The 25,503-nt window shown below is 70.7% G+C and carries 19 protein-coding genes and 1 pseudogene; 10 read left to right on the forward strand and 10 right to left on the reverse strand.

Going from position 1 to position 25,503, the window contains the following annotated elements:
* Nucleotides 1-26: 26 nt before the first annotated feature.
* The 8 genes and pseudogenes from DL519_RS07915 to DL519_RS07950 all read right to left on the reverse strand — a co-directional run bounded on the left by DL519_RS07915 (nucleotide 27) and on the right by DL519_RS07950 (nucleotide 8,347).
* Entirely contained in the window at nucleotides 27-626 is a 600-nt protein-coding gene (locus DL519_RS07915; RefSeq protein ID WP_190813582.1) for a class I SAM-dependent methyltransferase, read from the reverse strand.
* Nucleotides 627-640: 14 nt separating this feature from the next.
* On the reverse strand, nucleotides 641-1,621 hold the full coding sequence (locus tag DL519_RS07920; RefSeq protein WP_190823838.1) for a VWA domain-containing protein: 981 nt from the start codon (nucleotides 1,619-1,621) through the stop codon (nucleotides 641-643).
* Nucleotides 1,622-1,623: 2 nt separating this feature from the next.
* Nucleotides 1,624-2,577, reverse strand: coding sequence for a DUF58 domain-containing protein (locus DL519_RS07925; protein WP_190813584.1), 954 nt, complete (start codon nucleotides 2,575-2,577; stop codon nucleotides 1,624-1,626).
* Between the two features lie 14 nt (nucleotides 2,578-2,591).
* The gene (locus DL519_RS07930; protein WP_190813586.1) at nucleotides 2,592-3,731 is read right to left on the reverse strand and encodes an AAA family ATPase; all 1,140 of its coding nucleotides are present in this window, start codon (nucleotides 3,729-3,731) and stop codon (nucleotides 2,592-2,594) included.
* Nucleotides 3,732-3,963: 232 nt separating this feature from the next.
* A complete protein-coding gene (gene mobA, locus DL519_RS07935; protein ID WP_190813588.1) occupies nucleotides 3,964-4,548 on the reverse strand; it encodes a molybdenum cofactor guanylyltransferase in 585 nt (194 codons plus the stop codon).
* 57 nt (nucleotides 4,549-4,605) lie between these two features.
* The gene (locus tag DL519_RS07940; protein WP_190813590.1) at nucleotides 4,606-5,934 is read right to left on the reverse strand and encodes an NlpC/P60 family protein; all 1,329 of its coding nucleotides are present in this window, start codon (nucleotides 5,932-5,934) and stop codon (nucleotides 4,606-4,608) included.
* 171 nt (nucleotides 5,935-6,105) lie between these two features.
* Complete coding sequence (locus DL519_RS07945; protein WP_190813592.1) at nucleotides 6,106-6,933, reverse strand: SIR2 family NAD-dependent protein deacylase; 828 nt, start codon at nucleotides 6,931-6,933, stop codon at nucleotides 6,106-6,108.
* Between the two features lie 187 nt (nucleotides 6,934-7,120).
* A pseudogene (locus DL519_RS07950) lies at nucleotides 7,121-8,347 on the reverse strand (IS110 family transposase).
* Nucleotides 8,348-8,613: 266 nt separating this feature from the next.
* On the opposite strand from DL519_RS07950, the gene DL519_RS07955 reads away from it, so the two are divergent.
* The 8 genes from DL519_RS07955 to DL519_RS07990 all read left to right on the forward strand — a co-directional run bounded on the left by DL519_RS07955 (nucleotide 8,614) and on the right by DL519_RS07990 (nucleotide 18,593).
* Nucleotides 8,614-10,014 (forward strand): nitrate/nitrite transporter, encoded by a 1,401-nt coding sequence (locus tag DL519_RS07955; protein WP_190813594.1) that lies wholly within the window; start codon nucleotides 8,614-8,616, stop codon nucleotides 10,012-10,014.
* Entirely contained in the window at nucleotides 10,007-12,082 is a 2,076-nt protein-coding gene (locus tag DL519_RS07960) for a molybdopterin oxidoreductase family protein (RefSeq protein ID WP_190813596.1), read from the forward strand. Before DL519_RS07955 ends, DL519_RS07960 begins: the two co-directional genes overlap by 8 nt.
* Nucleotides 12,079-13,464: an FAD-dependent oxidoreductase gene (locus DL519_RS07965; protein WP_190813598.1), complete on the forward strand. Its 1,386-nt coding sequence runs from the start codon at nucleotides 12,079-12,081 to the stop codon at nucleotides 13,462-13,464. Before DL519_RS07960 ends, DL519_RS07965 begins: the two co-directional genes overlap by 4 nt.
* Nucleotides 13,461-15,974 carry a nitrite reductase large subunit NirB gene (nirB, locus tag DL519_RS07970; RefSeq protein WP_190813600.1) on the forward strand — a complete coding sequence of 838 codons (2,514 nt, stop codon included), beginning with the start codon at nucleotides 13,461-13,463 and terminating at the stop codon, nucleotides 15,972-15,974. The genes DL519_RS07965 and nirB overlap by 4 nt, the downstream gene beginning before the upstream one ends.
* Nucleotides 15,971-16,294 carry a nitrite reductase small subunit NirD gene (nirD, locus tag DL519_RS07975; protein WP_190813602.1) on the forward strand — a complete coding sequence of 108 codons (324 nt, stop codon included), beginning with the start codon at nucleotides 15,971-15,973 and terminating at the stop codon, nucleotides 16,292-16,294. The genes nirB and nirD overlap by 4 nt, the downstream gene beginning before the upstream one ends.
* The gene (locus DL519_RS07980; protein WP_190813604.1) at nucleotides 16,291-17,433 is read left to right on the forward strand and encodes a uroporphyrinogen-III synthase; all 1,143 of its coding nucleotides are present in this window, start codon (nucleotides 16,291-16,293) and stop codon (nucleotides 17,431-17,433) included. The genes nirD and DL519_RS07980 overlap by 4 nt, the downstream gene beginning before the upstream one ends.
* The gene (locus DL519_RS07985; RefSeq protein WP_190813607.1) at nucleotides 17,412-18,101 is read left to right on the forward strand and encodes a sirohydrochlorin chelatase; all 690 of its coding nucleotides are present in this window, start codon (nucleotides 17,412-17,414) and stop codon (nucleotides 18,099-18,101) included. Before DL519_RS07980 ends, DL519_RS07985 begins: the two co-directional genes overlap by 22 nt.
* Before the next feature lie 123 nt (nucleotides 18,102-18,224).
* Nucleotides 18,225-18,593: a hypothetical protein gene (locus tag DL519_RS07990; protein ID WP_223838552.1), complete on the forward strand. Its 369-nt coding sequence runs from the start codon at nucleotides 18,225-18,227 to the stop codon at nucleotides 18,591-18,593.
* Nucleotides 18,594-20,101: 1,508 nt separating this feature from the next.
* Here DL519_RS07990 and DL519_RS07995 read toward each other — a convergent pair.
* On the reverse strand, nucleotides 20,102-21,034 hold the full coding sequence (locus DL519_RS07995) for an EamA family transporter (RefSeq protein ID WP_190813609.1): 933 nt from the start codon (nucleotides 21,032-21,034) through the stop codon (nucleotides 20,102-20,104).
* 249 nt (nucleotides 21,035-21,283) lie between these two features.
* Between DL519_RS07995 and acnA the strand changes: the two genes are divergently transcribed.
* Nucleotides 21,284-24,100: an aconitate hydratase AcnA gene (acnA, locus tag DL519_RS08000; RefSeq protein ID WP_190813611.1), complete on the forward strand. Its 2,817-nt coding sequence runs from the start codon at nucleotides 21,284-21,286 to the stop codon at nucleotides 24,098-24,100.
* A gap of 130 nt (nucleotides 24,101-24,230) precedes the next feature.
* Nucleotides 24,231-24,647, forward strand: a complete 417-nt coding sequence (locus DL519_RS08005) for an MmyB family transcriptional regulator (RefSeq protein ID WP_190813613.1) — start codon at nucleotides 24,231-24,233, stop codon at nucleotides 24,645-24,647.
* A gap of 6 nt (nucleotides 24,648-24,653) precedes the next feature.
* Here the strand turns inward: DL519_RS08005 and DL519_RS08010 are convergent, their stop codons facing one another.
* Complete coding sequence (locus tag DL519_RS08010) at nucleotides 24,654-25,217, reverse strand: class I SAM-dependent methyltransferase (RefSeq protein WP_190823839.1); 564 nt, start codon at nucleotides 25,215-25,217, stop codon at nucleotides 24,654-24,656.
* Between the last annotated feature and the right edge of the window lie 286 nt (nucleotides 25,218-25,503).

Below are 25,503 nucleotides of genomic sequence, written 5' to 3' on the forward strand. Positions count from 1 at the left end.
AACGCACCGCCCCGGTTCGGTCACCATCAGTGCGCTCGGCCCGCCTGCCGTGGCCGCCTGGCCAAGTAGGCCACGGCAGGCGGCAGGTTGCGCCAAACCGTCCGGCTGATCACCGTCTCCTCGAATTCGGCCCGCAGGTCGGCCAGCTGCCGACGGGCCGGCGGGGCCCACCTCGTCCAGGTGTAGGCGAACTGCGTGAACGCGCCGCCGGGGACCAGCGACCGAGCGATCAGCCGGATCAGCGGCACCCCGTTCACCGGCGCGTGCGCCACCCATGGCAGGCCGCTGACCACGACATCGGCCCGCAACTCGCGCTGCCGCAACAGCTCCGGCAGCTCCCGGGCGTTCGCGCACACCGACTCCACCGCCGGGAACCGCTCCCCCAACTCGGCCGCCCACCGCGGGTTGAGCTCCAGCGCCAGGTGCCGTCCGCGGCCGCCGAGCCGGCGCTGGATCGCCTCAGTGAACGCGCCGGTGCCCGGTCCCAGCTCGACCACCACCGGATCACCCCGGTGCGGGATGGGCGCCACCATCTGGTCGGCCAGCGACCGCGAGCTGGGACCGACGGCAGCGGTCGTGGTCGGCGATTTCACGAACTCCCACAGAAAACCCGCTGCTATGCCCACCGGCGCTCCCGTCGCTAAGGCAACCTTCGGCCGGCGAACAGCGAGATTCCGGCCGCGATGATCGCGGCGAGCGTACCCAGCACCAGCCACGACTTGCTGGCGTCTGTGTGCTTGGTCTCGTACCCGATCTGCTCGCCGAGCGTCGCGTACACCTCGCGCAACTGCTCGGCGCTGGCAGCCTTGTGGAACTCACCGCCGGAGAGCCGAGCGATCTCCTGCATCGCCTCGTCGTCGACCTCGACCCACTCCTGCTCGCCCTCGATCTCGATGCTGCCGTGCTTGGTGCCGAAGGAGATCGTGGAGATCGGGATCCCGGCCTGCTTGGCTTCCTTGGCCTTGGTGTAGGCACCGCGCGGCGCGTCCATCTCGCGCGGGATCGTCTGCCCTCCGTCGGCCATCAGCACGATCCGGGCCGGTGGCGCCCCGGCCGGGCCGCCGACCATCTTCCCGAACGAGTCGATGGCCTGCAGCGAGGCGTTGATCCCGTCGCCGGTGGCGGTCGCCTCCGCCAGCTTCAGGCTGTCGATGGCCTGCTTGACGCTGGGCCGGTCGGTCGTCGGCATCACCAGCACCGTCGCGGTGCCCGCGAACGACACCAGCCCGAGGTTGATGCCCGGCGTCAACTTGTCCGCGAACTCCTTCGCGGCGACCTTCGCCGCCTCCAAGCGGCTGGGTTCGACGTCGGTGGCCTTCATCGACAGCGACACGTCGATGGTGAGCATCACGGTGGCCCGGTTGCGCGGGATCCGCTGCTCGGCGGTCGGTCCGGTCAGCGCCACGGTGAGCAGGATCAGCGCCACTCCCAGCAGCGCCGGAGGCACATGCTTCCACCAACCCTGCCGGGTCGATGCGACCCGGTCGAGCACCTCCATATTGCTGAACCGCAGCGTGTCCCGGCGGCGGCGGCGCAACGCCCACAGGTAGCCGGCGACCAACGCCGCGACCACGAACAGCAGCAGGAACCACCACGGTGTGGTGAATCCCGACAAACTCAACATCAAGCAGCTCCTCCGGACCAACCCCGTTTGCGCGCCACCACGAACCGCACCACGTCGGCGATCCAGTCCGAGTCCGTCCGCAACGACAGGTGCGCGCACCCGGCTCGCCGCAGCACGGCCGCGACCTGGTCGCGGTGCGCCGCAGCGGCGGCGGCGAACTCCTTGCGCAGCACCGGGGTCGTGTGCACCTCCCGCTGCTTGCCCGTTTCCGGGTCCGACAGCAGGACGGTGCCGACATCGGGCAATTCCAGGTCTCGCGGGTCCAACACCTCGATCGCCAGCAGCGAGTGGCGGGCCCCCAGCCCGCGCAGCGCGCGTTGCCAATCCGTCGGCCCCAGGAAATCCGAGATGACCACCGCCAGCCCGCGCCGCCGGGGCGGTCGACGCAGCGACTCCAGCAACTTCGCTAGATCACCCCGCGTGCCTTCCTCGGCGCGCGGCGTCTCGGCCACCTTCTTCAGCAGCGCCCGCGCATACGCCGCGCCACCGCGCGCCGGCAGCCGGAGCGGGCTGGTGCCGTTGTCCACCACCGCGCCGATCCGGTTGCCGCCGCCGCTGGTCAGGAACATCACTGCGGCCAGCGCGGCGACGGCCAGCTCCCGCTTGTCGCAGGCCGCCGAGCCGAAGTCCAGGCTCGGCGACAGGTCCACCGCCACCCAGGTCTCCAGCTCGCGGTCCGCGACCGTCTGCCGGATGTGCGGTTCGGCGGTACGGGCGGTGACCGCCCAGTCCATCCGCCGCACGTCGTCGCCTGGCTGGTAGAACCGCGCCTCGCCCGGCTCGGTGCCCGGACCGGGCATCAGCCCCAGGTGGTTGCCTTGCAGGAGGCCGTCGAGCCGGCCGCGCACGTTCAGCTCCAGCGACCGCAGGGCGACCTCCAGCCGTCCGGAGTCCAGGGCGGGCGGTGCCCAGGACGGACGATCGTCGCGGCCGGAATGGGGTGCTGCGGACACCGCTGCGTCACTCCTCACTGGTGCGGGTTGGGCCCGAGGTGCGGCTGCTGCCCGTAACCAACGGGACCACCAGGACCACCGGGGCCGACCGGAGCAGGCGGGCCCGCCTGCGGCCGCGCCGACACCTGCGGCAGCGGCACGGTTTGCAGCACCCGGCCTACGATGTGCTCGACCGGGATTCCGTCGGCCAGCGCGTCGTAGGACAGCACCAGGCGGTGCCGCAGCACATCCGGGACCACGTCGACCACGTCCTGCGGCAGCACGTAGTCCCGGCCGCGCACCAGCGCCAGCGCTCGCGAGGCGGCGATGATGCCCAGGCTGGCGCGCGGTGAGGCGCCGTAGGACACCCAGCCGGCGATGTCGGATAGGCCGTGGTCGTTGGGCAGCCGGGTTGCCACCACCAGCCGCACGGTGTAGTCGACCAGCGCGTGGTGCACGAACACCCCGGCCGCCACGTTCTGCAGGCGGATCAGCTCATCGGGGTTGAGCACCGGGTTGGGTTCCGGAGCGGCCACGCCCATCCGGTAGATGATCTCGCGCTCTTCCTCCGCCGACGGGTATTCGACGGGCAGCTTGAACAAGAACCGGTCCCGCTGCGCTTCCGGCAGCGGGTAGACGCCCTCGTTCTCGATCGGGTTCTGCGTGGCAAGCACCAGGAACGGGGCGGGCATCGGGAAGCTCTGGCCGCCGATGGAGACGTGCCGCTCGGCCATCACTTCCAGTAGCGCCGACTGGACCTTCGCGGGCGCGCGGTTGATCTCGTCGGCGAGCACAAAGTTGGCCAGCACCGGGCCGAGCTCGACGTCGAAGCGTTCGCTGCCCTGCCGGTAGATCCGGGTGCCGAGGATGTCGGCGGGCACCAGGTCGGGGGTGAACTGCAGGCGGGAGAATGAACCGCCGACCACCCGCGCGAAGGTCTCCACGGCCAGCGTCTTGGCCACGCCGGGCACGCCCTCCAGCAGGATGTGGCCCTTGGCCAGCAACCCGGTCAGCATCCGCTCGACGAGCCGGTCCTGGCCGACGATCACCCGCTTGACCTCGAAGACGGTGCGCTCCAACAGCTGCGCGTCCCGCGCCGGGGTGCTCACCTGGTCCGCCGGGCGCGCCGCCGCGGCTCCGGCGCCCCCGCTCTCACCGTTGCCGACCTCGGTCACTTCTCCCAGCCTCCTGTCGTCGATGCGGCCGTCCCCGGCCGATCAAGATCCTGGCACGCGCCCGTCGCACACTCGCGCGGGGGCAATGTCCCACGCACACCCAACCCCACCGGCGGTATGACCGCTGTGAAGCCCCACCGGACCAATTGATTTCATTCAATACTGAAACTACAGATACCACAAACTTCGCGAAGGGTGTTCTTTTACCGAGTTGGTCGTCAGCGGATGCCTCTCACCCATCGCCTTCTCGGGCCTGACGGGCTTGACGGAGGTCTCCGGGTGTGTCCACATCGGACGCCTCTGCCCCGGCGGCCGGAACCCGTAGCGGGGCGAGCGGCGCGAAGACGGAGCGGAGAGAACCGTGGCGGATTTCCGCGGGCATCGACACCCGAAGAGCGGCTGTCCGCCACACCCCCACCAGCCATTGTGGATTTCCACCATCGTCCGCCAGCACCGCGCCAGAGGCTTCGGGATCGGCGCGCAACGCCTGCAGCAAGCGCGAGATCGTCGCCGACGTCAGATGCGGGTGGTCTCCAGCGAGCACCGCCACCAACAGCATCGACGCGGGCACCTTCAGCAAGCCGGCGTGCACACCGGCGAGCGGACCTCCACCCGGCGGGTCTTCCAGCGTCCACTCGACCGGCCTGGACGTCGTGCGCGGAGGCCCTACCACCACCACCGGGTCGGCGTCCACGACCGCATCGAGCGTGCGGTCAAGCAGGGTCCTGCCCTTGACCGGAAGCAGGACCTTGTCCACGCCGCCGAGCCGACGTGCGCTGCCACCGGCCAGCACCACTGCCGCGAAGTCCGCTGCCACGAGCGCAATGCTTCCAGCAGACCGAACCGCACGGACAGCCGGTCCGCGTTCGGCGACTCAGAGCATCCGGACCGCGTACGGGGCGATGCCGCCGTAGCGGACTGCGGTGACCCGGACCCGCGAGCCCGAGTACGGCGCTTCGACCATCTTGCCGCTGCCGAGGTAGAGCGCCACGTGATGGATCCTGCCGCCGTCCTGCCAGAACAGCATGTCGCCGCGCCGCATCTGAGACAGCGGCACCCGCCGGTCGGACTGGTACTGGTAGCCGCTGTAGTGGTCGAGGTCGAGGCCCGCACCGGCGAAGGCGTAGATCATCAACCCGGAGCAGTCGAAACCGACCTTGCGGTAGTCACCGTACAAGTCGGCCACTCCCCCGTCCCGGATGCCCCGCGACGGGCCCTTCGAAGTCCCGCCACCCCAGGCGTACTGCACCCCCAGCTGGGACAGCGCCCGCCCGACGACCACCTCCACCGACCGGCTGCTCGAAGGCTGCGTGTCCACGACCGCGGCCGACGCGGCTTCGCCGCTCGCTGCGGCCTGCAGCGCCGCTTGCGCGGCGGCCTCCTCCTCGCGCTGCTTCGCAGCCTGCCAGCTCTCGTACCGGCCGCGCTGCGCTTCCAGACCCGCTACGCGGGAGCGCGCCTGGGCGAGCTGCGCCTCGACGCCCGCCTTATCGGCCTCCAGCCGGCGCGTCTGCTCCACCTGCGTCACCTGCGCCGTGATCGCCACCTGCTCCGCGGCTTCGGCGGCGCTGCGCGCCTGGTCGGCCGCGATGCGCTTCGCTTCCGCGTCCTGCAGGGCCGCTCGGGTCAGCGAGTCCTTGTTGACCTTCTCGACCCGTGCGCGCTCCAGGTCGTCCAGGGCGTCGAGCTGGGATGCGCTGATCGCGTCCAGCAGGACCGCCCGGTCGAGCACGTCCTGCGGGTTCGTCGATCCGATGTAGGCCGTGACCGAGCCGACCCGGCTGCCCTGCCGGTAGCTGCTGGCCGCGAACTGGTCGAGCCGCTTGCGCTGCTCTTCGATCTGCCTGGCTGCCGCATCCGCCTCGGCACCGGCCGCTTCGGCGGCCTTCCGCGTGTCGTCGTAGGCGCGCTCCGCGCGGCCGAGGTCGACTCGCGCCTTGTTCGCATCCTCCATCTTGATCTCGACCTGGGACTGCAGGCCGACCAGCTGCGACTCGGCCTCGGCCAGCCGGTTGGCCAGCTCCCCCACCTGGCCCGCCGTGTACTGCGCCGTCACTCGGCCTGCGTTCAGCTCGAAGTCGCTGGGGTTGGGCGGCGGGGGCGGCACGGCCAGGGCGGTGCCGGACACCGCCAGTCCTACGGCGGTCAGCAGCGTGATCGTGGCAATGCTTTGCGTGCGGAGCACCCCTCGGGATCGCGACACGACCGTCACCTCCAGCTGCTGCGCCCGATCGGAGGTAATCGATCGGCCGAATGGAGTCACACGACGGTCGGGACCTTGCCGCTCCTGTCCCGAATGCACCACTCGAAACGACTACGACACGCGCATCATCAACCACTCGTGTCACACCATGGAAGCCCGCTTTCGGACCGGTCAGCTCCAGGTGCTGGGGTCGCCCCAGGTGCTCAGCGGGCGCGGCGGGTCGATCAGCGGCGCGGCGACCAGGGCCGACAGCACCTCGACCAGCGGCTCGCGCAGCACCGCGGCCGCCGCGTCGTCGTACGGGGTCTGCTCGGCGTTGCAGATGATCAGCTCTGCACCCGCCCTGACAGCCAGCTCCGCGAAATCCGCCGCCGGGTGCACCGTCAGCGAGGCGCCGGCCGCGACGAACAGGTCGCAGTTCAGCGCCGCGCGCTGGGCGCTGCGCAGGACGTCGGGGTCCAGAGACTGTCCGAAGGAGACGGTGGCCGACTTCAGGATTCCGCCGCAGGAACGGCAGGGCGGTTCCGCCTCACCCGCGGCCACCCGCTCCAGCGCGGCGCTCATCGGGCCGGTCGCGCCGCAGTCCAAGCACACCGTGCGGAAGATCGTGCCGTGCAACTCCAGGACCCGGTCCGGGTCCAGGCCAGCTCGTTGGTGCAGCTCGTCGATGTTCTGGGTCAGCAGGGCACCCAGCCGCCCGGAGCGGTCGAGGTCGACGAACGCGCGGTGGGCGGCGTTGGGTTCGGCGCGCCACGCCGGGTGCTCGGCGCGGCTGCGCCACGCCTGCTCGCGGACCTGCGGGTCGGCGACGTAGCTGTCGATGTCGCTGAGCCGCTGGGCCGCCGGGTTCTTGGTCCACACCCCGTTCGGGCCGCGGAAGTCCGGGATCCCGGAGGCCGTGGACACCCCTGCGCCGGTGAGGGCGGTGATCCGGCGTGCGCCGCCGAACAGTTCGCGAGCGCGCTGCCAGTCCGCGCCGTCGCCCGTGCCTCGCTGCATCACGACTCCACGGTGCCACGGACCGTCCGCCGGGAGTGCCCTCGGGCACCGTTCCGCTGCTCACACCGCCGGCACCAGGGCAGGTGAATGCCTGTTTGCATCGTGGTAACGATCGACGAGCCCGCATGAAACACCCGGTTCCTACGTTCGGGGCAACCCGCCGAGAGACATCCCAGGAGCTGAAATGTCAAGCCGCAACGTTCTCGGCGTGATGCGACCAGGCAGTCGTCTCGTCGTAGAGGGTGCCGGTCTTGAGGCATCCGTGGAGGATGCCGACGAGTCGGTTGGCGAGTTGACGCAGGGCGGCGTTGTGGCTGGCGCCGCGGGCTCGTTGCCGGTCGTAGTAGGCCCGGGCTCCGGGCGAGGCTTTCAGCGCGGCGAACGCCTGGGTCATCAGTGCGTCGATGAGCCGGTCGTTGTGGATGAACCGGGCCAGGGCGACTTTCTTCTTGCCCGACGCGAGGGTGATCGGGGACGTGCCCGCCTAGTTCTTGCGGGCTTTGGCGCAGGCGTAGCGGTGGGGGTCGTCCCCGAACTCGGCGAGCACCCGGGCACCGCACACCACGCCCAGTCCGGGCTGGGAGAGGATGATCTCAGCGGCCGGGTGCTGCCCAAAATGGACCTGCACCTGCCCTTGCAGGGCCGTGATCTGGGTGTTGAGCACGGTCAACACGGCGATCAGCGCCTGGATGGAGGCGGCGTAGGCGTCGGCCACGACCTCGGGCCGGCCCAGATGCTCGGCGCGCAGCGCGGCCTGGATCGCGGTCGCCTTCTCCGCGATGTCGCGGCGGCGAGCACGCTTGAGCGCGGCGCTGATCTGCGGAAGCGTCAACCGGGCGGCCTTCGCCGGGATCGGGGCTTTGGCCAGCAGCTCCAGAGTGTCGGCGGCGTCGAGGTCCTCGAACGCGACCAACGCGGCCGGGAAGTAGTCCCGCAGGGCGTGGCGCAGCCGCTGGGTGTGCCGGGTGCGTTCCCAGATCAGGGTTTTGTGGATGCGGGCCACGACCTTGATCGCCTCGGCCTCGGCGGAGTCGCCCGCGACGGGGCGCAGCTCGTGGGAGTGGGTGCGGACCATGTCGGCCAGCACGTGTGCGTCACCGGCGTCGCTTTTGGCCCCAGAGACCCCCAGCCGGCGCCGGAATTCCGCTGCCTGCAACGGATTGACCGCCATCACCGTGTAGCCGGCCGCGACCAGCGCCGCGACCCAGGGGCCCCGGTCGGTCTCGATCCCGATCACCACCTCCACGTCCTCGTCGGGTTCCTCGCCGACCTGGTTGCCGATCATCGCGTGCAGCCGGGCCATGCCGACCACGCCCTCGGGCAGCCGCGCTTTGGCCAGCCGCCGCCCCGAGGTGTCCATCAGCTCGATGTCGTGATGATCCTCGGCCCAGTCATCACCCACGAACAGTCGCAACGGTCCTCCCGCTCTCGAACCCGATCACCCTGTCGATCACCTACGTGCAGCCAGCGGGAGAACTCTCAGCGACCTAATCAAGCAGTGCTCACACCGCCAGCGGGTGGGCACGACATCCCAGCAGCGATCAACTCTCCCGGCCTACCGGCAGGGGCACTGTCTCTCGTCAGGACTCGAAGTCCAGAAGGCAAGAGTGCTCACCTGCCGGCCGGCTACCACCAGGAGTTTGCCGGATGGCTCACTCCCAGAACTGATTAGGAGTCGAGTTGACCACGAGAGCTCTGGCCGGCAGAGGCCACTGGATCGAGGGCTGGGACCCGGAGGACGAGCGGTTCTGGGAGTCCACCGGCAAGCGGGTGGCGCGCCGGAACCTGATCTTCTCGATCCTGTCGGAGCACATCGGCTTCTCCATCTGGAGCATCTGGTCGGTGCTGGTGCTGTTCATGTCCCCGGGCATCGGCCTGCCGTTCACCGCGGCGGAGAAGTTCCTGCTGGTCGTCACCCCGAACCTGGTGGGCGCGGTGCTGCGGCTGCCCTACGCCGCGGCGGTGACCCGCTTCGGCGGCCGCAACTGGACGATCTTCAGCTCGGCGGTCCTGCTGGTGCCGACCGGACTGGCGTTCTACTTCGTGCAGCAGCCGGGCACGCCGCTGTGGGTGTTCATGCTGATCGGCGCCGCGGCCGGGGTCGGCGGCGGCAACTTCGCCTCGTCGATGACGAACATTACGACCTTCTTCCCGCAGCGCCACCAAGGCTGGGCGCTGGGGCTCAACGCCGGCGGCGGCAACCTCGGCGTGGCGGCGATCCAGTTGGTCGGCCTGCTGGTGATCGCCACCGCCGGCAACACCCACCCGTCCTACGTGGCGGCGATCTACCTGCCGCTGATCGTGGTCGCCGCCCTGTGCGCGGCGCTGTTCATGGACAACGTGGACGCGGTGCGGGCCCGCCCCGGTGCGTTGCGGGAGGCCGCCGCGAACAAGCACACGTGGTGGATCTCGTTCCTCTACATCGGAACGTTCGGCTCGTTCATCGGCTACAGCTTCGCCTTCGGCCTGGTGCTGCAGACCGAGTTCGACTTCACCCCGCTGCAGGCCGCGAGCTGGACGTTCCTCGGCCCGTTGATGGGCTCGATCTCCCGGCCGTTCGGGGGCTGGCTCTCCGACCACCTGGGCGGTGCCCGGGTCACGCTCTGGGCCTTCGTCGGCATGACCGCGGGCACCGGGGCTCTGCTGTTCGCGTCGTCGCAGGGCTCCTTCACGCTCTACGTCGCGGCGTTCATCGTGCTGTTCGTGCTGACCGGCATCGGCAACGGCTCGACCTACAAGATGATCCCGGCGATCTTCGCCAAGGAGGCCGAGGACGACGTGACCGACGGCGGTGAGGCCGTCGCGGCCTTCGCCCGGGCCCGGCGGATGTCCGGTGCGGTGATCGGCATCGCCGGTGCGATCGGCGCGCTCGGCGGCGTGGGCATCAACCTCGCCTTCCGCTCCTCCTACGGCGGCGAGGCCGCCAACGGCGACGCTGCCCTGACCACGTTCCTCGTCTACTACGTGGTTTGCGGCATCGTCACCTGGGCGGTGTACCTGCGCGGGGCGCTCAAGAACACCGCCGCGCCGCAGCCGCTCCCGGCCCAGCAGTCGTCGAAGGCCGAGGCCGGTCGTGCCTGACATTCGGACCGTGGCCACGCACTGCCCCTACTGCGCCCTGCAGTGCGGTACCCAGCTCACGCGGGAACGGCGCGGGGTGTCGGTGCGGCCGACGGATTTCCCGGTCAACCGGGGCGGGTTGTGCCAGAAGGGCTGGACCGCGCCGGCCCTGCTGGACGTCCCGGACCGGTTGCGGCACCCGCTGGTGCGCCGTGGCGGCGAGCTCACCCCGGTCGACTGGGACACCGCGCTGGGCACCGTCGCCGCCGGCATCGACCGGATCCGGCGCGAGCACGGACCGGACGCGGTCGGCGTGTTCGGCGGCGGCGGGCTGACCAACGAGAAAGCCTACCTGCTCGGCAAGTTCGCCCGGCTGGCGCTGGGCACCAGCCAGATCGACTACAACGGCCGGTTCTGCATGTCCTCGGCCGCGGCCGCGGGCAACGCCGCCTTCGGGGTCGACCGGGGGCTGCCGTTCCCGGTCACCGACCTCGGCGGAGCCGACGTGGTGCTGCTGGCCGGGGCGAACCCGGCCGAGACCATGCCGCCGTTGATGCAACACCTGCGCGACGCGCAGCTGGTGGTCATCGACCCGCGCCGGACCGCGACCGCCGAGAGCGCCGCGCTAAACCTGCAGCCCGCTCCCGGCACCGACCTGGCCCTGGTGCTGGGGCTGCTGCACATCGCGGTGGTCGACGGCTGGACCGACGCCGCCTACATCCAGGACCGGACCACCGGTTTCGACGCCGCGTGGCAGCGGGCGACGGCCTGGTGGCCGGAGCGCGTCGAGCGCATCACCGGGGTTCCGGTGACCGCACAGCGACAGGCGGTGCGGATGCTCGCCGAGGCCGAAAGTGCTTACGTGCTCACCGGTCGCGGCGCCGAGCAGCACAGCAAGGGCGTCGACACCGTGGCCGGGTTCATCAACCTCGCCCTCGCGCTCGGCCTGCCGGGCCGCCCCGGTCGCGGCTACGGCTGCCTGACCGGGCAGGGCAACGGGCAGGGCGGGCGCGAGCACGGCCAGAAGGCCGACCAGCTGCCCGGTTACCGGATGATCACCGATCCGGCCGCGCGGGCGCACGTGGCCGAGACCTGGGGCGTGCTGCCGGACGTGCTGCCAGGCCCGGGGCGCAGCGCGTACGAGCTGCTCGACGCGCTGGGCACCGCCGACGGCCCCCGGGCGCTGCTGGTCTTCGGCTCCAACCCGGTGGTTTCGGCCCCGAACGCCGACCACATCGGGAAGCGCCTGTCCGCTTTGGACTTGCTGGTGGTGGCCGATTTCGTGCCGTCGGAGACCAGCAGCCTGGCCGATGTGGTGCTGCCAGTGACGCAGTGGGCCGAAGAGGACGGCACCATGACCAACCTCGAAGGACGCATCCTGCGGCGCCGCCGATTGCAGGTCCCGGCCGGCCATGCGCGCAGCGATCTCGAAGTGCTGCACGGCCTGGCGGTCCGGCTCGGCGAGCCCGGCCACCGCTACCCCACCTCCCCTCGCGAGGTCTTCGAAGAGCTGCGCCGTGCATCGGCCGGCGGCAAGGCCGACTACGCCGGGATCACCTACGACCGCCTCGACGCCGGCGAGGCCCTGCACTGGCCGTGCCCGCACCCGGAACATCCCGGCACGCCGCGGTTGTTCCTCGACGGGTTCGCGCATCCCGATGGGCTGGCCCGGTTCGCCGCCGTGGACCACCGCGATCCGGCCGAAACGCCGCAGGAAGCGTTCCCGCTGACCGCCACCACCGGTCGCGTGCTGGCCCAGTACCAGTCCGGGGCGCAGACGCGTCGGGTCGCCGAGCTCAACGAGGCGTCGCCCGAGGCATTCGTCGAGATTCACCCGGACACCGCCGACCGTGCCGGTCTCGCCGACGGGGCCATGGCCAAGGTGACATCCCCGCGCGGCAGCGCGCTGGCGCGCGTGCGGGTGGTCGCCACGATGCGCACCGACACCGTGTTCCTGCCGTTCCACTTCCCCGGCGCGGCGCGGGCGAACCTGCTCACCGGCGACGCGCTGGACCCGCGCAGCCGGATGCCGGAGTTCAAGGTCAGCGCCGTCCGGATCGAACCCGCCGAGGAGGTTCACGCCCGATGAGCCGCATGGTTATCGTCGGCAACGGGCCCGCCGCGCACCGGCTGGTCGAGCGGCTGCGCGCGCACGACCACACCGGCCCGATCACGGTGCTGGGCCGCGAGGAACACCCCGCCTACAACCGGGTCCTGCTCGGCGCGGTGCTGGACCGCACGCTGACTCCGTCCACTGTGGCACTGCCCGCTTTGGACGCCGAGGTGCGCCTGCGGGTCACCGCCACCGACATCGACCGCGCCCGGCGCGTGGTGCGCACCGATGCCGGTGACGAACACCCGTACGACGTCCTTGTGCTGGCCACTGGCTCGCGGCCGAGGATGCCGGAAATCACCGGTTTGGGCGGAGATCGCCTCCAGCCGTTGCGCACGCTCGCCGACTGCGCACGCATCGGCTCCGCCACGGGCCCGGTCGCGGTGCTGGGCGGTGGAATCCTCGGTGTCGAGGCGGCGCGGGCCCTGCTGGCCCGCGGCCACGACGTGACGCTGGTGCACCCGAATCCGCACCTGATGCACCGGCAGCTCGACGAGCCCGGTGGGCGGTTGCTCGCCGAGCGGCTCGGAAAGCTCGGCGTGGACCTGCACCTGGGCCGCCGGGCGATCGCCTACCGGCGCGGTCGGCTCATCCTGGACAGCAGCGACGTCGTGCCGGCCAGCCTGGTCGTGGCGTGCACCGGGGTGACCGCTGAGACCGGACTGGCGGTGCGGGCCGGGTTGCCGGTGCAGCGCGGGATCGTCGTCGACGACCAGTTACGCACCAGCGATCCGCGGATTCACGCCATCGGCGACTGCGCCGAGCACGACGGCGACACGCCCGGCCTGATCTCTTCGGCCTGGGAACAGGCCGACGCGCTGGCAGTGCTGCTCACCGGCGGCGACGCCCGCTACCGCGGCACCCGCAGCGTCACCCGGCTCAAGGCCCGCGGCATCGACCTCGTCTCGATCGGCTCGGTCGACTGCCTCAAGAGCGCGGACGCCGAGGTCGTGACGCTGTCGGACCCGGCCCGCGGTCGCTACGCGAAGCTCGCGCTGCGGGACGAGCGGATCACCGGCGCGGTGCTGTTCGGCTTCCCGGAGGCGATCGCGTCGGTCAGCCAGCTGCACGACCGCGACCTGCCGGTGCCCAGCGACCGCCTCGCGCTGCTGCTGGGCACCCCGGCCGCGGTGTCCGGCACACCTGTCGAGCTGCCCGAAGACGCGGTGATCTGCCGCTGCAACAACGTCACCAAGAAGTCCCTGACCGCCGCCTGGCAAGGCGGCGCCCGTTCGGTGCCCGAGCTGGCCAGGGCAACGCGGGCGACCACCGGCTGCGGAGGCTGCGTCGACGACGTCGGCCGCATCTGCGGCGCGCTGGCCGACCGCATCGAACACCAGAAGGAGGGCGCGGCATGACCCGCACGCTTGTCGTCGTCGGCCACGGGATGGTCGGACACCGGCTCGTCGAAACGCTCCGGGAGCGCGACGCGGACAACACCTGGCGGATCGTCGTCCTCGGCGAGGAGCCCCGGGCCGCCTACGACCGGGTGGCGCTGTCGTCCTACCTGGACGGCAAGAGCGCCGAGGACCTCAGTCTGGCCAGCCACGAGCTGCTGGACGACCCGATGGTCGACCTGCGGCTGAACACGGCCGCGACCGGCATCGACCGCACCGCCCGCACGGTGTCCACATCGGATGGTTCAGGGCTGCCCTACGACGCGCTGGTGCTGGCCACCGGTTCGCGGCCGTTCGTTCCGCCGGTGCCCGGCCACGACCTCGACGGCTGCTTCGTCTACCGCACCATCGAGGATCTCGACGACATCCGCGCCGCCGCGACCGAGGGCGAGCCCGGCGTCGTCATCGGCGGCGGCCTGCTCGGCCTGGAGGCCGCCAACGCGCTGCGGCTGCTGGGCATGCGCGCGCACGTCGTGGAGATGGCCCCGCGGCTGATGCCGTTGCAGGTCGACGAGGGCGGCGGTCAGGTTCTCAGCCGGTTGGTCGGAGACCTCGGCCTGACGATCCACTGCGGCGCCGCCACGAAGTCCATCGACGGCGAGGACCGCGTCCGCAGCGTGACGCTGGCCGACGGCACCGTGATCGACACCGGCGTGGTGGTGTTCTCCGCCGGGGTCCGGCCGCGCGACGAGCTCGCCCAACTCGCCGGGTTGGAGCGCGCGGAGCGCGGCGGTTTCCTGGTCGACGAAGGCTGCCGCACCAGCGCCGAGAACATCTGGGCCATCGGCGAATGCGCCGCGGTGGACGGCCGCTGCTACGGCTTGGTCGCGCCCGGCTACAGCATGGCCGAGGGCGTCGCCGAGCAACTCCTCTCCCTCGGCGAGGGGGCCTTCCCCGGCGCGGACCTGTCCACCAAGCTCAAGCTGCTCGGCGTCGACGTCGCCAGCTTCGGCGACGCCCACGGGCAGACCGAAGGAGCCCTGGAGGTCGTCTACGCCAACAACGCCGCCGGGACCTACGCCAAGCTCGTGCTCAGCGACGACGCGCGGATCCTGCTCGGTGGCGTGCTGGTCGGCGACGCCAGCGCCTACTCGGTGCTGCGGCCGCTGATCGACCGCGAACTGCCCGCCCCGCCGGAACAACTGCTGCTGCCCGCGGGTTCCGGCATCGACGCCGGCGCGCTGCCCGCCGACGCGACGGTGTGCTCGTGCAACAACGTGTCCAAAGAGGACATCACCACGGCGATCACCGGGCAGGGGCTCACCGACGTGCCCGGCATCAAGGGCTGCACCAAGGCCGGCACCAGCTGCGGTTCGTGCGTGCCGATGCTGAAGAACCTGCTGGCCGAGTGCGGCGTCAGCACCTCCAAGGCGCTGTGCGAGCACTTCCCGCAGTCCCGCACGGAACTGTTCGAGATCGTCCAGGCTACCGGGATCGGCTCGTTCTCCGAGCTGATCGGCAAGCACGGCACCGGCCGCGGCTGCGACATCTGCAAGCCCGCGGTCGCGTCCATCCTCGCCAGCCTCGGCCACGGCCACATCCTCGACGGCGAGCAGGCCGGGCTGCAGGACACCAACGACCGGTTCCTGGCCAACATGCAGCGCAACGGCACGTACTCGGTGGTGCCCCGGGTGCCCGGCGGCGAGATCACCCCGGAGAAGCTGATCGTGCTCGGCGAGCTCGCCAAGGAGTTCGGCCTCTACACCAAGATCACCGGTGGGCAGCGCATCGACCTGTTCGGGGCCCGGGTGGAGCAGCTGCCGCTGATCTGGCGGCGGCTGGTCGACGCCGGGTTCGAATCCGGCCACGCCTACGGCAAGGCGCTGCGCACCGTGAAGTCCTGCGTCGGCAACGACTGGTGCCGCTACGGCGTGCAGGACTCGGTGAGCATGGCCATCCGGCTGGAGCTGCGGTACCGGGGCCTGCGGGCCCCGCACAAGATCAAGGCCGGGGTGTCCGGCTGCGCCCGCGAATGCGCCGAGGCGCGCGGCAAGGACTTCGGCGTGATCGCCACCGACAAGGGCTGGAACCTCTACGTCGGCGGCAACGGCGGCTTCACCCCGCGGCACGCCGAACTGCTGGCCGCCGACCTCGACGACGAGCAGCTGATCAGCCTCGTCGACCGGTTCCTGATGTTCTACGTGCGCACCGCCGACCGGCTGCAGCGCACCTCGGCGTGGCTGGAGTCGCTGGACGGCGGGCTCGACCACCTGCGGGAGGTGGTCGTCGAGGACTCCCTCGGCATCGGCGCCGAACTGGAAGCCACGATGCAGCACCACGTCGACAACTACTCCGACGAGTGGGCCGGGGTGCTGGCCGATCCCGGCAAGCTCGCCCACTTCGTGTCCTTCGTCAACGCCCCCGACGCGCCGGACCCGGCGATCCGCTTCGTCCAGGAGCGCGGCCAGATCCGGCCGGGCCCGGTCTCCCTGCCGATGCCCGCCATCCCGAACCAGGAGGTGCTCACATGAACTGGCAACAGATCTGCGAACTCGACCTGCTGCCGCCCGAGTACGGGCTGCCCGCGCTGATCCGGAACCACCCGGTGGCGCTGTTCCGCACCCGCGACGACGAGCTGTTCGCGGTCGGCAACGTGGACCCGTTCTGCGGGGCCGGCGTGATGAGCCGCGGCATCGTCGGCGACCGCGACGGCGAGCCCACGGTCGCCTCGCCGATGCTCAAGCAGGTCTTCTCGTTGCGGACCGGGCAGTGCCTGGACGACCCGGACGCGCGGCTGCCGGTGTATCCGGTGCGCCGCCGGGCCGACGTGGTGGAGGTCGCTGTCCCTTGACCGACGAACTCGCTGGTTACACCGTCGCCGTGACCGCGGCGCGGCGGGCCGACGAGCTCGGTTCCCTGCTGGAGCGCCGCGGCGCGCGGGTCGTGCACGGCCCCGCGCTGCGGATCCTCCCGCTGGCCGACGACACCGAGCTGCGCCGGGCGAGCCACGACTGCATCACCGACCCGCCGGACGTGGTCGTGGCGACTACCGGCATCGGCTTCCGGGGCTGGATCGAGGCGGCCGAGGGCTGGGGCATGGGCACCGAGCTGCTCGAGGCGTTGCGCCCCGCGCGGCTGCTGGCCCGCGGGCCGAAGGCGCGCGGTGCGGTCCGCGCCGCCGGGCTGCCCGATTCGTGGTCGCCTACCTCGGAGTCCTCCGCGGAGCTGCTGGAACACCTGCTCGACCAGCCGCTGGCCGGTGTTCGGGTCGCGGTGCAGCTGCACGGCCGGCCGCTGCCGGACTTCGTCGAGGCGCTGCACTGCGCGGGTGCGAAGGTCATCGAGATCCCGGTGTACCGGTGGACCGCGCCCGCCGACATCACCGCGCTGGACGGCCTGCTGACCTCGGTGTGCGCGCGGGAGATCGACGCGGTGACGTTCACCAGCGCGCCCGCGGCGGCCAGCATGCTGTCGCTGGCCGCCCAGCGGCGCTGCCGGGACGAGCTGCTCGCCGCCCTTCGCGGGCCAGTGCTGGTCGCCTGCGTCGGGCCGGTGACGCATGCCCCGCTGGCCGATCACGGCGTGCCCGCGGTGATCCCGCAGCGGTTCCGCATCGGCGCGCTGGTGCGCTCGCTGTGCGACGCGCTGCCGAGCCGCTCGCCGATGTTGCCGGTCAACGGCCGGGAACTCCAGGTCCGCGGGCACGCCGCGGTCGTCGACGGAGTGGTGAAACCGCTTTCTCCGCAGGGCAAAACGCTGCTCCAGACGCTCGCGGAGCGGCCTGGTCGGGTGATCTCGCGGCGCAGCCTGGCCGAGGCGCTCAGCGGCGCCGGGAATGTGCCCGATGAGCACGCCGTGGAACAGGCCGTCGCCCGGTTGCGGGCCGCGCTGGGCGCGCCCGAGCTGGTGCAGACCGTGATCAAGCGCGGATACCGACTTCCGCTGGAACCGATGAGGGATGCCCCGCGATGCGTCGATCCGCAACCCTGACTCCCCCGCTGCTGTTGGTCGCCCACGGCACCCGCGATCCCGCCGGGCCGCGGGTGGTCGAACGCCTCGCCGGTGCTGCGGCCGACCGCCTACGGGTGCCGGTGCACGTTGCGTACGTGGACGTCATCGGCCCGACCGTCGCAGCGGCCCTGAGCGAGGTCGACGGACCGGTGGTCGCGCTGCCCGCGTTCCTCGCGGCCGGTTACCACGTGCGCACCGACCTACCGGAGCAGATCGCCGCCAGCGGGCGCGAGGACGTGGTGGTCAGCGCCCCGCTCGGGCCGGCCTCGGAGATCATCGAGGCGATGCTGCGGCGGCTGGTCGCCGCCGGTTGGCAACCCGGGGACCGGGTCGTGTTCGCGGCGGCCGGGTCGTCGGACGAGCGAGCGCTGTCCGACGTGCGCGCCGCAGCGCGGATGCTCGGCCGCCGCGTCGGCCGGTGGTTGACCCCGAGCTACGTCACTACCGCCTCGCCCGCGACCGCCGACGTCTGCGGCCCGGCGGACTACATCGCTCCGTACCTGCTGGCACCAGGGCTGTTCCACCGCCGGCTCGCGGAGCTGCCGGCGGCCGGCGTCGCGGAGCCGATCGGCGCGCACCCGGACGTGATCGACCTGATGGCCCGCCGCTACCGGCTGGCGGTGCGCGACCACGTTTCCGCCGCCTGAGCGCACGGCCTCCGAGATTAATCTGCGCCGGTCGGGGTACTTCAACAGGATCGAACAGCTTAGTAGGAATCTGACGTTCGGCGTAGCCTTAATTGGTTGCAGTCCCGGAAGAGGGGGGTCCCAATGGCCACCACTACAAGCTCGAGCACCTCATCGACGAGCTCGGGTTCGCAGCGCACACGCAGGCAGCCCGCGACCAAGCCCAGCCGGGAGCGTGGCGGCACGGCGATCACCCTGCCCTACGTCACGGCGGAGCTCCACACCACCAAGGTCCAGCTGCCCGAGCTCCCTGGGATTCCCGGCCGCAAGGAACTGGCGTCCGCTGTCGAGACCGTGCGCGGTCAGCTGCCCTCCCGCGACCAGGCGTTGTTCTACGGTGGGCTGACCGCAGCCGCCGCGTTCAGCCTGATCGAGTGGCCGGTAGCCGCGGCGATCGGCATCGGAAACGCACTCGTCCAGCGCAGCATGCACAAAGAGATCAGCGAGGCCTGATCGCGAAGGATCCCGATGCCGCCGCTGGGTTGGCTCCTGTCGAGGGCCGCGGAGGTTGTTGCGCCAGTGGTTCGCGCGGCCCGCACGGTGGCTGCCTCCCCGGTCGATCGCCGGGTGTGGGTTGGCCGCCACCGCAGCCACCTGGCCCACACCAGCGAACTCGTCGATCCCCCGGGACCCGTTGGCCGAGCAGGTCCGCGGCGAGTGGTCGACCGCGCCGCTGCCGGGCGCGAAGAGCCGTCCGGACGCCGTCCGCCACATCGCCGAGGCCGAATCCTCGCGCGGCGCAACGGTATTGGCCCTGCACCACGTAGAGCGCGATGGTCGCCCTGGTGACCGTCGCCGGAGAACTCGATCCGCTGGCGGAGGCGCTGGTGGAGGCCGCGCGCGCCAACGGATCGGCAGTGGTGGCTGGGATCGGCAGCCGACTGGATCGGCGATTGCCGCTTGATCGGCTCGGTGCCGGCGGCAACAACCTGGCTCACTCGGTGCGGCGACTGACGCTGCCGTCGTGGCGGTCGTGTCGGACCGCGCGCACTCCGCACTGGCCGCCGCGGACGTCGGCATTGGACTGTCCAAAGCGGACACACAGCTGTGGAGCGCCGATGTGTTGAGCCCGGGAGATCGTGGCCGCCGGGGTGCGGGCCACGCCCCGCCAGAACGACGAGCATCCGCTGCCACACCTCACCGACCGGGCCATTGCTCGACGGAGCCCGCGCGGCAGGCGTCGCGGCGGATGGAACTGTGGTGGCCGAGTTGCCGTCCGAACCCTCGCGCGGTTTCCACACAGTGCAGATCCGCCGGCTGCTGTCGGTCAAAGGGGCGCCCGAGGTCGTGCTCGGCCGGTGCACCAGCTGGCGAAATCACGTGTCAGCGCCAGCGCCTCGCTCAACGCCCGTCAACTGCTGGTGGTCAACCTGCTCACCGACATCATGCCGGTGATCGCGATCGCGGTGCGGCCACCGCCGGGCCAGCGGGACTCGCCTGGATGCCGGCCCGGCCGCTGTCCACCGCGACCAGGCCCGCACCACCGGCCTGGTCGCGGTGGTGGCCGCGCGACTGGCGCAGACGCTTGCGGTGCGCGGCCGCACACCGCTGGTCCTCCTCGCCGGCGTGGGATCAGCGCTGTTCCTCGTAGGGCTGGTGCACATCCCCGGTGTCAGCTAGTTCTTCGGCAGCCGCTCCTGCCGCACCACTGGTTCATCGCGCTCGGCACTTCGATCGCCGCGACACTGGCGGTACTGCTGTGGCAGAAGTGGTCAACAACAACCTCCTGACCTGCACTGTTCTGACTCGATTCACCTGCGCGTCATCTTCCGCGCAACAACGGCTAACCCGGTCGGCGCACAGTCGGGGCGTAACAACGGAGCAACGTTGGAGAAAGCAGACCGATGCCCCAGTTCCTCACCACCATCCTCACCAGCGTGGCCATCGCCCTCATCGAGACCTTGTTGATCCACCTGGTGAAGTCGGCCATCCGCACGGCCTGACCCGCAACGCGCCCCGACCTAAACTCCCGCGAGCTCGGACCCCTGGGTCTTCGCCGGTGCCGCACGCTGCGCGATGAACGCGCCAGCGAGGATCAGCGCCCCACCGACCAGCTGGATCGGCCCCAACGCCTCGGCGAGCAGCGCCCACGCCAGCACCGTGGCGATCACCGGCTCCAGGAACGCGACCGCACCTGCCACCTGCGGCGACAGGCGGCGCACCGCGATGATCCCGGTCAGGTACGCCAGGACCGTGCTCAGCACGACGATCCAGCCGACCGCGAACAGCGCGGGGAACTCGTGCCCGGCCAGCTGGACCTGGCCGAGCAGCAGCGCCCAGTCCAGCTCCCACGGCTGCGCGAGCAGCGTGACGATCCCGGCACCCAGCAGCAGCCCGAAGCCCGCGAGGGCGAGCGGGTTGACCTCGGGCCCGCTGTCCGACAACAGGAAGTAGGTGGTCTGGCAGCCCGCCGCGCCCAGCGCGAGCAGCAGGCCGATCGGGTCGAAGCTCAACCCCGACCACAGCTCCACCACGCACCCCAGGCCGACCATCGCGACGGCCACGCCGATGGCCGCCGAGCGGGTCACCGGCTTCCGGCGGACGAACCGGATCCAGCCCAGCACCATCACCGGGCCGAGGAATTCGATCAGCAGCGCCACCCCGACCGGCACGGTGGCGATCGCGGCGAAGTAGAAGACCTGCACCCCGGCGATGGCGAACAGGCCGTACCCGACGAGCAGCTTCGGCACCCGGCGCACGGCCGGCGCGTAGCGGATCACGAACGGGAGCATCAGCAGCGCGCCCCCGGCCAACCTCAGCCAAGCCACCTGCAGCGGGGTGAACCCCGCAGTGATCAGCGGCTTCGCGAACGGTCCGGAACCGCCGAAGCAGAAAGCGGAGACGATCGCGATCGCCACGCCGGCGGACTTCGCGTTGTCGGTCAGGTTGCGCATCCGCCAATCGAATCACGCCACCCCGTCGGCCCTGAAGCCAGTTTCGGTACCACCGTTCCAGTCCATGGGAGCACGGAAATTCTGCGGTTTTGCACGCCGTGGTACATGTGATCGAGAGTTTGCCGACCCTTAGTTGAGGGCGAATACAGGACAAGCGTACTGTTAGCGGCGAAGAGAGCGGGTTCCCGCGCACGCTCGGCCGACGTGCGCGAGACTCGCAATCGTTCCCGAACTTGCGCCCGTCGCGAGATGGAGTTGAACGTGACTGCACCTGCGAGCAAGGACAGCTTCGGCGCCCGCGGCACGCTGAACGTCGGTGACGCCTCTTACGAGGTGTTCCGGCTCAGCGCGGTCGACGGCGCGCAGCGGCTGCCCTACAGCCTCAAGATCCTCCTGGAAAACCTGCTGCGCGCCGAGGACGGCGCGAACATCACCGCCGACCACGTGCGTGCCCTCGCCAACTGGGACGCCAAGGCCGAGCCCGCCACCGAAATCCAGTTCACCCCGGCCCGGGTGATCATGCAGGATTTCACCGGCGTGCCCTGCGTGGTCGACCTGGCCACCATGCGCGAGGCGGTGTCCGACCTCGGCGGCGACACCTCCAAGGTCAACCCGCTGGCCCCGGCCGAGCTGGTGATCGACCACTCGGTGATCATCGACGTGTTCGGCAGGCCGGACGCCTTCGAGCGCAACGTCGAATTCGAGTACGGCCGCAACAAGGAACGCTACCAGTTCCTGCGCTGGGGCCAGGGCGCCTTCGACGAGTTCAAGGTCGTCCCCCCGGGCACCGGCATCGTGCACCAGGTCAACATCGAGCACCTGGCCCGCACCGTGATGGCCCGGGGCGGCCAGGCCTACCCGGACAGCTGCGTGGGCACCGACTCGCACACCACCATGGTCAACGGCCTGGGCGTGCTGGGCTGGGGCGTCGGCGGCATCGAGGCCGAGGCCGCGATGCTCGGCCAGCCGGTGTCGATGCTCATCCCGCGCGTCGTCGGCTTCAAGCTCACCGGCGAGATCCCGGCCGGCGCCACCGCCACCGACGTGGTGCTGACGATCACCGAAATGCTGCGCAAGCACGGCGTCGTCGGCAAGTTCGTCGAATTTTACGGTTCCGGCGTCGCCTCGGTGCCGCTGGCCAACCGCGCCACCATCGGCAACATGAGCCCGGAGTTCGGCTCCACCTGCGCGATCTTCCCGATCGACGACGAGACCGTCCGCTACCTCAAGCTCACCGGTCGCTCCGCCGAGCAGGTCGCCCTGGTCGAGGCCTACGCCAAGGAACAGGACCTCTGGCACGACCCGAGCCACGAGCCGGAGTACTCCGAGTACCTGGAGCTCGACCTGTCCACTGTGGTCCCGTCCATCGCCGGGCCGAAGCGCCCGCAGGACCGGATCGTGCTGGCCGAGGCCAAGCAGTCGTTCCGCACCACGCTGACCGACTACGCCAAGGTCGAGACCGCCGACGACAAGGCGCTCGACGAGGCCGGTGAGGAGTCCTTCCCCGCCAGCGACGCCCCGGCACTCACCCACCACGAGTCCGCGCCGCAGATCGTCTCGGCCGCCAACGGCTCGAACGGCCGGATCTCCAAGCCGGTCAAGATCGCCTCGGAGGAGCTCGGCGAGTTCGAGCTGGACCACGGCGCCGTGGTGATCGCCTCGATCACCTCCTGCACCAACACCTCCAACCCGTCGGTGATGCTGGGCGCGGCGCTGCTGGCCCGCAACGCCGTCGACAAGGGCCTGACCCGCAAGCCGTGGGTGAAGACCTCGATGGCCCCCGGCTCGCAGGTCGTCACCGACTACTACGAGAAGGCCGGTCTCTGGCCGTACCTGGAGAAGCTGGGCTTCCACCTGGTTGGCTACGGCTGCACCACCTGCATCGGCAACTCCGGCCCGCTGCCGGAGGAGATCTCCGCCGCGGTGCAGGACAACGACCTGTCGGTGGTCTCGGTGTTGTCGGGCAACCGGAACTTCGAGGGCCGGATCAACCCCGACGTCAAGATGAACTACCTGGCCTCGCCGCCGCTGGTGATCGCCTACGCGCTCGCGGGCTCGATGGACTTCGACTTCGAGAACGACCCGCTAGGCACCGACACCGAGGGCAAGCCTGTCTACCTGCGCGACATCTGGCCGTTGCCGCAGGAGGTCCAGGACGTCATCGACTCGGCGATCACCAACGAGATGTTCACCAAGTCCTACGAGGACGTCTTCAAGGGCGACGAGCGGTGGAAGTCGCTGCCCACCCCGGAGGGCCAGACCTTCGAATGGGACGCCGACTCAACCTACGTGCGCAAGCCCCCGTACTTCGAGGGCATGGCGATGGAACCGGCTCCGGTCACCGACATCTCCGGTGCCCGCGTGCTCGCGCTGCTCGGCGACTCGGTCACCACCGACCACATCTCGCCGGCCGGCGCGATCAAGCCGGACTCGCCTGCGGGCAAGTACCTCACCGACCACGGCATCGACCGCAAGGACTTCAACTCCTACGGTTCCCGCCGCGGTAACCACGAGGTGATGATCCGGGGCACCTTCGCCAACATCCGGCTGCGCAACCTGCTGCTGGACGACGTGCAGGGCGGCTACACCCGGGACTTCACCCAGGACGGCGCCCCGCAGGCGTTCATCTACGACGCCGCGCAGAACTACGCCGCCCAGGACATCCCGCTGGTGGTGCTCGGCGGCAAGGAATACGGCTCCGGTTCGTCCCGCGACTGGGCCGCCAAGGGCACCCGGCTACTCGGGGTCCGCGCCGTCATCGCCGAGTCCTTCGAGCGCATCCACCGCTCGAACCTGATCGGCATGGGCGTCATCCCGCTGCAGTTCCCGGAGGGTCGGTCCGCCAAGTCCCTGGGTCTGGACGGCACCGAGACCTTCGACTTCGCGGGCATTACCAAGCTCAACGAGGGCGAGACCCCGGAGACCGTGAAGGTGACCGCGACCAAGGCCGACGGCTCCACCGTGGAGTTCGACGCCAAGGTCCGCATCGACACCCCCGGTGAGGCGGACTACTTCCGCGACGGCGGCATCCTGCAGTACGTGCTGCGCAAGATGATCCGCTCCTGATCCCCTGCCGATCCGGCCGGGAACTACCGAACGGGCCCGGTGCGCCCACAAGCGCACCGGGCCCGTTCTTCTCGGTTCCGCCCCGTAAACCGCGGGACGACCGAGCAAGGGGCACCGGGATACTGCCGGCGTGGACAAGCGTGAACTCGCGGCTTTCCGCGCGCCCGGCGGGAATCGCAGCCCTCGGACGTGGGCCTGCCGGTCGGGCCGCGGCGTCGCACCCCCGGCCTGCGGCGCGAGGTTGCGCTCGGCCGACGCGCGTTATCCCGACGATCCGGGAATCCGCGCGCTGGTTGCGGAACTCCGCGACGCCAGCCCCGGTTTCGCCCACCTCTGGGAATCCCACCAGGTGCACACCCCGCACCAGCTCCCCAAGACCATGAACCACCTGGTCGTCGGCCCCCTGGAGCTCAACTGCGATGTCTTGGTGGTGCCCGAACAGGACCAGCACCTGGTCATCTACACGGCCGAACCGGGCAGCCCATCCGACCACGCGATGCAGCTACTCAAGGTCATCGGCACCCAACGAATGGACGTCCCGACCTGAGGCGGATCAGTCCTGGCGGGGGCGGGGGCGGCGGCAGACGTAGATGCGGGCGGGCGGGATGTTGCGCCACACCGTGTGCGAGGTCAGCACCTCGTCGAAGCTCAGGTCCAGGCGGCGGCGGAACTGCCGGGCGCCGGTCATGCTCAGGGCGTGCACGTAGGCGAAGGTCGTGAAGGCGCCGCCGGGCGCGAGGACCGCGCCGACCTGGTCCAGGATGTCCTGCTGCAGCTTGGCCGGGAAGATCGACCACGGTAGGCCGCTGACCACCGCGTCGACCTTGTCGATGCCCGCATCGGCCAGCAGGTCGCCGAGTCGGGAAGCGTCGCCCTGGATCACCTCCAGCCACGGCAGTTCCGCGCGCAGGTACTCGACCATGCCGGAGTCCACCTCGATCGCCACCTGGCGGCCGCCAACGGGCAGCCGCTGGGCGATCCCGCTGCTGAGCGCGCCGGTGCCGGGTCCCAGCTCCACCACCACTGGTCTGCCGGCGGTCGGCACCACGGCCGCCATCTCGCGAGCGAGGTTCGGCGAGCTGGGCGCGACCGCACCGACCAGGTTCGGCTTGCGCACCGCGCGCTCGATGAACGTCCGGTAGTTGGTCAGCACCGATCCGGAGCCCGAACTCGGCAGCACCGGACCACCCGGCTGTGGACCACTGGACTGTTCGACTGGACTCACGGATGCCCTTCCCGATCGGCGTGCGGACCTCGTTCGGCCCACCCTATCGGTCGCCGCACCTGCCGCGACCGCCATGTGCGGCATCACATGTCGATTACGCTTACCTGGATAACCGCGACACTAGTTATCTTTGCAAACAACCGGGTCGGGAAAATCGCGGAATCGACGCGCGGTGCAC

The organism is Saccharopolyspora pogona, from assembly GCF_014697215.1.
Taxonomy (GTDB): Bacteria; Actinomycetota; Actinomycetes; order Mycobacteriales; family Pseudonocardiaceae; genus Saccharopolyspora; species Saccharopolyspora hattusasensis.

Coding starts and splice junctions, on each gene's coding strand:
- DL519_RS07945 (WP_190813592.1), bottom strand. CDS start 6,933: ATGCAGCGAGGCACGGGCGACGGCGCGGACTGGCAGCGCGCTCGCGAA.
- DL519_RS07965 (WP_190813598.1), top strand. CDS start 12,079: ATGAGCCGCATGGTTATCGTCGGCAACGGGCCCGCCGCGCACCGGCTG.
- nirB (WP_190813600.1), top strand. CDS start 13,461: ATGACCCGCACGCTTGTCGTCGTCGGCCACGGGATGGTCGGACACCGG.
- nirD (WP_190813602.1), top strand. CDS start 15,971: ATGAACTGGCAACAGATCTGCGAACTCGACCTGCTGCCGCCCGAGTAC.
- DL519_RS07985 (WP_190813607.1), top strand. CDS start 17,412: ATGCGTCGATCCGCAACCCTGACTCCCCCGCTGCTGTTGGTCGCCCAC.
- DL519_RS07990 (WP_223838552.1), top strand. CDS start 18,225: ATGGCCACCACTACAAGCTCGAGCACCTCATCGACGAGCTCGGGTTCG.
- DL519_RS07995 (WP_190813609.1), bottom strand. CDS start 21,034: ATGCGCAACCTGACCGACAACGCGAAGTCCGCCGGCGTGGCGATCGCG.
- acnA (WP_190813611.1), top strand. CDS start 21,284: ATGGAGTTGAACGTGACTGCACCTGCGAGCAAGGACAGCTTCGGCGCC.